Here is a 7211-nt window from a genome sequence, read left to right as displayed (position 1 = left end):
GAGAAGTTGAACTCGATGCCGGGGAACTCGGCGTCGAGGCGCTTCGACAGGCCGGCGATGAGCTGCTCCTTGTCGAGCCCCTTGCGCCATTCGTCGATGGGCTTGAGCGGGGCCAGGATCTCGACGTTGAAGAAGCCGGTGGCGTCGGTGCCGTCGCTCGGCCGTCCCTGGTGCGAGATCACGGTGACGACCTCCGGCACCTCGGTGAAGATCTTGCGCAGCCGCTCGACGTAGGTGTTGCCGGCCTCCAGCGAGATCGAGGCCGGCATCGTGCCGCGCACGTAGAGGTTGCCTTCTTCGAGCTTGGGCAGGAACTCGAGGCCGAGGTTCCGCGCGGCCAGCCCCGAGACCAGCAGGATCGCCACCGTCACGGCGATCGACAGGATGCGGTTGCGCAGGCCGAAGCCGAGGATGATCTCGTGGCCGAAGCGCAGCACCTTCACGATCAGGGTGTCGCGCTCCTCCACGTGCTTCGGCAGGATGACGGCCGAGAGCGCGGGCGAGACCGTGAAGGTCGCGAGCAGGCCGCCGACCAGCGCGTAGGCGTAGGTCTTGGCCATCGGCCCGAAGATGTGGCCCTCGACGCCCGACATCGTGAACAGCGGCAGGAAGCCGACGATGATGATCGTCGCCGAGAAGAAGATCGCCCGGTTCACCTCCGCCCCGGCGATGGCGATCGTCCCCAGCCTCCCCATGAGGCCGCCGGGCGCGGGCTTCTCCTTGGAATGCGCGGGTTCGGCGAGGTGCCGGAACACGTTCTCGACCATGATCACCGTGGCATCGACGATCAGGCCGAAATCGATGGCGCCCAGCGACAGCAGGTTTGCCGAATCTCCCCGGATCACCAGGATCGCCACCGCGCAGGCTAGGGCGAACGGGATCGTGGCCGCCACGATGATCGCGCTGGTGAGCGAGCCGAGGAACAGCCACTGCACGATGAACACCAGCACCACCCCGGAGACGAGATTGTGCATCACCGTGTGGGTCGTGGTGTGGATCAGGCCCGACCGGTCGTAGATCCGCTCGATCTGTACCCCCGGCGGCAGGATGCCCGTGGTGTTGATGGTCTCGATCTCGGCCTCGACCCGCTGGATCGTCGGCAGGCTCGGGCTGCCACGGCGCAGCAGGACGATGCCCTCCACGACGTCGTCCTGTCCGTCAAGCCCGACGATGCCGAGCCGCGGCGCGTTCGAGACGTGCACTTCAGCCACGTCCCGCACGAAAACCGGCACACCGTTGACCTGGGTCAGCATGGTCTTGCGGATGTCGTCGGGGTCTCGGATCAGGCCGACGCCACGCACCACCGCCGACTGCTCGCCGACGTTGAGGGTCTGGCCGCCGACATTGATCGAGGAGTTGTTCAGCGACGCGACGAGCTGGACGAGTGTCAGCCCGACGCCCTGGAGGCGCGTCAGGTCGACGGCGATCTCGTATTCCTTGGTTTTGCCCCCGAAGCCCGAGACGTCCACCACGCCGGGGATCGCTTTGAACCGGCGCTCCAGCACCCAGTCCTGCAGCGTCTTCAGGTCGGTGGACGAGAAGCCCTCGGGACCGGTGAGCTGGTAGCGCATGATCTCGCCCACCGGGCTCGTCGGCGAGATTTGCGGCTGAGCATTGTTGGGCAACGGCGAGAGCTGGGAGAGCCGGTTGAGGACACGCTGCTCCGCCTCCTCGTACGTGTAGTTGTAGTTGAACTGCACCTTCACATCGGACAGCCCGAACAGCGAGATGCTGCGCACGACGGTGGTGTTGGGGATGCCGGCGAGCTGGATCTCCAGCGGGATGGTGATGTAGCGCTCGATCTCCTCTGCCGATTGCCCGGGATTCTGGGTGATGACGTCGACGAGCGGTGGCACCGGGTCGGGATAGGCCTCGACGTTGAGCTGCGTGTAGGCGCCGTAGCCCACACCGAGGACGGCGAGGAACAGGATCAGCACCAGCACGCGCTGGCGGAGGACGAACGCGATCACGTGGTTCATGGCGGCGCGCCGTTCCCTGCTCAGGAGGACCGGTCGCCCGAGGCGGATCGGTCGATGAAGAGGGCGCCGCGGGCGACGATCCGCTCGCCCGCGGCGAGCCCGTCCGTGACCTCGACGAGGTCGCCCGCGCGCCGACCGAGGCGGACGGTCCGGGCCTCGATGGCCCCGTCCGGCCTCAGCAGCCAGACATGCGCACCCTCGCTCTCATGAACGACGGCGCTCTCGGCGATGGCTGCACCGATCCGGGCGGGGCCGGTCACGATTGTGAAGCGGGCGAACATCTCTGGCTTCAGGGCCTGGTCCGGATTCGCGATGTCGCTGCGGATCGCGAGGCGGCGCGTGGCGGGGTCGAGGCTCGCGGCGATGAAGTCGATCCGGCCGCTGAAGGCTCGGTTGCCGAAGCCATCGACCTTCGCGGTGATCGGCTGGCCGACGCGCAGGTCCGGGATCTCACCCTCCCGCGCGTTGGCGATCAGCCAGACCGTGGCGAGGTCGCCAATGACGAATTGCGGGTCCCCGCTGGCTGAGAGGTACTGGCCGAGGCCGAGCTTGCGCTGGACGACCGTCCCGGCGATCGGCGCACGAATCTCGGTCTCGGCATTCATGCGGCCGCTCGTCTTGAAGGCCGCGATCTCGGCATCCGACTTGCCGAGTATGCGCAGCCGGTTCGTCACGGCCTCGAGGGCCGCATCGGCCGTCATCCGGTCGCTCTCCGCCGAGATGACGTCGTTCTGTGCGCTCTGATAGTCCTTCAGCGCAGCGGCCTTCGCCTGGAACAGCGCGCGCTGCCGGTCGGCGATGATCGTGTTGAGCTTGAGCTGCTCGCGCGCCTTGGCCAGCGCATTGATCGCGGTCTGATAGTCGTTCTGCGCCTGAACCATGTCGGTAGCCTCTACCGTGAACAGGAGCTGGTCGGCCTTCACCTCCTCGCCGGCCCGGGCGAGGATGCGCACGACCCGTCCCGCATAGGGCGAGTAGACCGGGACGTTCTCGTCGTCGTTGAGGGCGATGCGGCCCTCGGCCGAGCTCTCGGGCGCAAAGGCGGCACGCGTAACCGGCACGATCGTCATAGCGGCAAGCTGGCCCGGAGTCGGCCGGAAGGCGCGGGCCGGGGTAGCCGCGCCAACCGGCCGGTCGGCGGTCGCCACGGGGGCGCGGCGACCGCTCGTCCAGGCAACGACGTCCTGAAGAAGGATCGCGGCCTCGTGACGGAAGGGCGGGAAGGCGAACAGTGCGGCGACCCCGATCACCAGCAATACCCACGGCCCCGCACCGCCGCGGCGTCCCTGCCGTATCGTCCCCATGTCGCCGATCCTTTTCGGAGGGGATAAAGGCTGCAAGCTGCAGGCAGCCGGCCTTCCGTCCGTCGGCCATTAGGCAGCGCTCAGGGAGCACGGAAACTGGCAGGTCTGACAGGTGGCCTCATCGCCGGGCCTCGTCTTCACCGAGAGGTGATTCGGGCCGCCAGCCTCTCGAAACGGTTCCGGTGGCTTCCGCCGAAAACCTCGGCATAGTGGCCGATGTGCCCTAAGACATGTACCGATCGGCCTGCCGCTGGGCGGCCCCCGCTCGCGGCGCTCATCCTGGCGCCGGCGCTGATCCTCGGCGTATTCACCGCCGACCTGATCGAGCCGTCCGACAACGTCTCGATCTGCTTCGCCTACACCCTGCCGATCCTCCTCGGCGTTTATCTCCGTTCGGGCAGCACGTTCCGCCTCGCGGCCGCCGCGACCCTGGCCTCGCTCGTCGGCTCATTCATCCGGCCACCCGAAGGTGGGATCGCCGTCAGCTTCGTGGTCAATCGGGTGATCGCGGTGGCGGCGCAGTGGCTCGTCGCCTTCCTGGGTGAGCAGAGGCGGCGCAACTTCGCCATCGTCCAGGCCCATCTCGCCGAGGAGCGGCTCGCGGCCGAGACCGGACGGCGGTTCGTGCAGATCCTGACCCACGAGATCGCCACCGCGCTGACCTCGATCGACGGCCAGGGCTACCGCCTGATCAAGCTCGCTCGCACGGTCGAGCCCGACGAGATTGTTGCACGTGCTGGCAAGATCCGGGACGCAGCGGCTCGGCTCCAGGGCCTCGTCACCCGCATCCGCCTCGCCGCGGAGGTCGGGCGCGGCGAGATCGACCTGCACCGCGAGGCGATCGACGCGCGGGCGCTGCTCGGCCCGCTGGCCACCGAGCACGAGGGGGTGCGGCTCACCCTCGACATCCGCCGGCCCGAGCCGGCGCTGTTCGGGGATCCCGCCCTGGTCTACCAGGCCGTCGCCAACCTCGTCGGCAACGCGGTCAAGTATTCCGCGGCGCCGGCCGACATCCGCATCACCGTCGCACCCTCGACCGTGCTCACCGGCATGGAGATCGCCGTGGCAGACCGGGGCGCGGGGATCCCTCCAGAGGAGGTCGCGCGGGTGTGCGAACCCTATTACCGGGCCGTGAACAGCGCCGGCATACCCGGCATCGGTGTTGGGCTGTACCTCGTGCGCCACTTCGCCGAGGCGCATGGCGGCGGCGTGACTCTGGAAAGCCGCCCTGGCGCGGGCACGACGGTCCGCCTCCACCTTCCGGGACCGGTCGCGTGAGCCGCCGCATCCTCTGCATAGAAGACGACGGCGCCATCGCCGAACTCGTCGAGGAAGTGCTCGTTGAAGCGGGTTTCCATGTCGTTCGCGCCGACAGCGGTCCGTCGGGTCTTACCCGACTCGGCGAGGCCTACGACGCCATCCTGTGCGACATCGACCTGCCCGGCCAGAGTGGTCTCGATCTTCTGCGAACCCTGCGGGCGCGGGGGTCGCAGACGCCGTTCGTGCTGGTGACCGCCCATTCCGGCCGGGAGAACCAGATCGAGGCCCGCCGCCTCGGCTGCGACGATTTCATCGTTAAGCCGATCGACTTCGAGCTCCTGCTGGCCGTCCTGAACAACGTGTTGCAGAAGAACGCCCCGGCTGCCGGCACCCCGGCTCCACCCGTCCTGACGGAGCGCGAACGCGAGGTGCTGGCCTGGGTATCCCGGGGTAAATCCTCCGCCGACATCGCCAAGATCCTGGGCATCAGCGAGCGTACGGTGAACTTCCACGTCGACCGAGTGATGCGCAAGCTCGACGTTGCGACGCGGATGCAGGCGGCGATCGCCTGCTTGCGGCTAGGGCTCATCCCGGGTTGAGTGAAGCGCCTGTGTCGCCACTGCGCCGAGCTAGGTCCCGCCGGCCCACGCGGTCAGCCGACGCCAATGCGCGCTCGTCGATGTGATGGTTGACGATGGTGACCCGGATCGCCAGCCGTCCACAGATCCGGGTGAGCGAAGGGGCCCGCCCGACCGTTCGCCTGCAGGGCTTCGACGATGGCGGCGTTGACGGCGCGCTCGCTTCCCGCACTGGCATTCGCCAAGGACGAGTCGCGCCACCAGCCGTTCTCAACCGATCTCCAGCCCGAGCCGACCTGTCAAACTTGACAGTTTCGTACCGTTGCCGCCGGCCGCATCCTCGGCGTGCGATGGCCCTGAGGGCCCGGCGCCAAACGGACCCACGGCGATGGATGCGGCACTTCCAAAGACACCGCCGGTTCCCGCCGGCCCCGCGATAACTAGGCGTGCAATTTCGGAAGCATCCCTCCCCCGGCCCGCGCTCGACTTCGCCCGGCCCACCGCGCCCGCGCTCGGTGCCGGCGACTTTGCTACGATCGTGCGGGCGAGCGGCCTCGGGCCGGCCGCTCTGGCCCTGTCCTTCGCGCGCCTCGCCTTCGGCCCCGGCAGCCTCGGCTTCTCCGATTTCATCCGGTTGCGGCTGTACGATCCAGATATCCGCACGGCCGGCGGCCTGGAGAGTTTCGTTGGACAGCGACGCAACCGCGATCTCTGCGTCGCGGCGAACTTCCGCCACGACTGGCTCGGCTTGATGTCCGATAAGGTCGCGGCGCTCGGCTACCTCGCCGCCCACGGCCTCCCGACGATCCTGATCCGGGCGATCTACGCGCCGCGGCTCTCGGGGGGATCCGAGCGGGTTCTGACCGACCGACCGGCTCTCGAGGCCTTCCTCCTCGATCCGGGCCACTATCCCCTGTTCGGCAAGCCGATCGAGGGGGGGCAGAGCCTCGGCGCGATCGCACTCGCACGCTGTTGCATCGGCACGCGGATGCTCGAACGGCAGGACGGCAGCCGGCTCGCCCTCGACGACCTCATGGAGGCGATCGATACGCACTATCGCGACGGCTACCTGTTCCAGCCGCTGGCCGCGCCCGAGCCGTCCATCGCCGCTTTGTGCGGCGCCCGCCTCGCGACGGTCCGGATCGTGACTTTGGCGCACCAAGACGGGCCGCGCGTGTTCCGGGCGGCCTGGAAGCTGCCGGCGGGGATCAACGCGGCCGACAATTACTGGCGCGGCGGCAACCTGCTCGGGCAGATCGACCGGGTGACCGGCCGTCTCGGCCGGGTGGTCTCGGGGATCGGGCTCGCCCTACGCGAGCACACGCGTCACCCCGATACCGGCGCCGATTTCACTGGCGCCCGACATCCGCATTGGGAGGCGACCTGCGCCCTCGCCGTCGAAGGGGCACGCCTCATGCGTCACGTCCCGCTGATCGGCTGGGACATCGCCTGCACGGCCAACGGCCCGGTCATCGTGGAGATGAACGAGACGCCGGATTTCTTCTTGGTGCAGCTCGCCGACCGGAGTGGCGTCCTGGGCCTGGAATTCGACGCGTTCCTCGCCGACCAGCGCGGCCGGGCTTCAGTCCATCGACGCAGGATGCGTCACATGATCGATAGACTGTAATAGCTTAATTTAATTGTAGAATTTAATGGGAAAGCTATCGCTTGATTTGACGGAATGCTATCGCCCCGGGGGGCGTTCGGCACCTTATCTGAAACGTCCGCGGGGCCGGCCGCCGATGCGGGCGCTGGCCTTACCGATCCTTCTGACCATTCTTGGCGACCGCCGGGCTCATCGACGCCTGCGTGCATGGCTGGTTCGGCTATAGAGCCGGCCGCGGCATCGGCCGGAAGCGAAGCGATACATCCCCAAGCACGCTGCGCCTCACCCGGCGGATGGCCGCCCTTGTCGAACGTGGGCTGGCCTAGAACCACCTGGTTTGAAGCCACGACCAGCCGCGTCGCGTCTCAGCGCGGGCCATCCCATTGGGGCAGAGCACACGAGCCCTCCACAGGGCTGGAAAATTTTTCCGTTCGTCGCTCAGGGTCAGAAATCGGTCCCATTCCAGATGAGTACTCGTTTATTT

5 protein-coding genes are annotated in these 7211 nt (G+C 67.8%); 3 read left to right on the top strand and 2 right to left on the bottom strand.

Translation table 11 applies throughout. From position 1 onward, the window contains the following. Together MKL11_RS28125 and MKL11_RS28120 are read right to left on the bottom strand one after the other, a co-directional pair. A partial coding sequence (locus MKL11_RS28125) for an efflux RND transporter permease subunit (protein WP_243949655.1) occupies window positions 1-1979 on the bottom strand: 1979 nt, incomplete at its 3' end. A gap of 20 nt (window positions 1980-1999) precedes the next feature. After that, entirely contained in the window at window positions 2000-3283 is a 1284-nt protein-coding gene (locus MKL11_RS28120) for an efflux RND transporter periplasmic adaptor subunit (RefSeq protein WP_243949653.1), read from the bottom strand. Between the two features lie 216 nt (window positions 3284-3499). Here MKL11_RS28120 and MKL11_RS28115 point away from each other — a divergent pair, with 216 nt between their 5' ends. The 3 genes from MKL11_RS28115 to MKL11_RS28100 all read left to right on the top strand — a co-directional run bounded on the left by MKL11_RS28115 (window position 3500) and on the right by MKL11_RS28100 (window position 6748). Beyond that, window positions 3500-4561, top strand: a complete 1062-nt coding sequence (locus MKL11_RS28115; RefSeq protein ID WP_243949651.1) for a sensor histidine kinase — start codon at window positions 3500-3502, stop codon at window positions 4559-4561. Then, window positions 4558-5142: a response regulator transcription factor gene (locus tag MKL11_RS33445; RefSeq protein ID WP_313900789.1), complete on the top strand. Its 585-nt coding sequence runs from the start codon at window positions 4558-4560 to the stop codon at window positions 5140-5142. The genes MKL11_RS28115 and MKL11_RS33445 overlap by 4 nt, the downstream gene beginning before the upstream one ends. 517 nt (window positions 5143-5659) lie before the next feature. Then, entirely contained in the window at window positions 5660-6748 is a 1089-nt protein-coding gene (locus tag MKL11_RS28100; protein WP_243949649.1) for a sugar-transfer associated ATP-grasp domain-containing protein, read from the top strand. The last annotated feature ends 463 nt before the right edge of the window (window positions 6749-7211 follow it).

The sequence above is a fragment of the Methylobacterium sp. J-077 genome (genome assembly GCF_022829365.1).
Taxonomy (GTDB): domain Bacteria; phylum Pseudomonadota; class Alphaproteobacteria; order Rhizobiales; family Beijerinckiaceae; genus Methylobacterium.
Note: the sequence above shows the minus strand (reverse complement) of the source record. Positions and strands in the feature narration are given on the sequence as shown.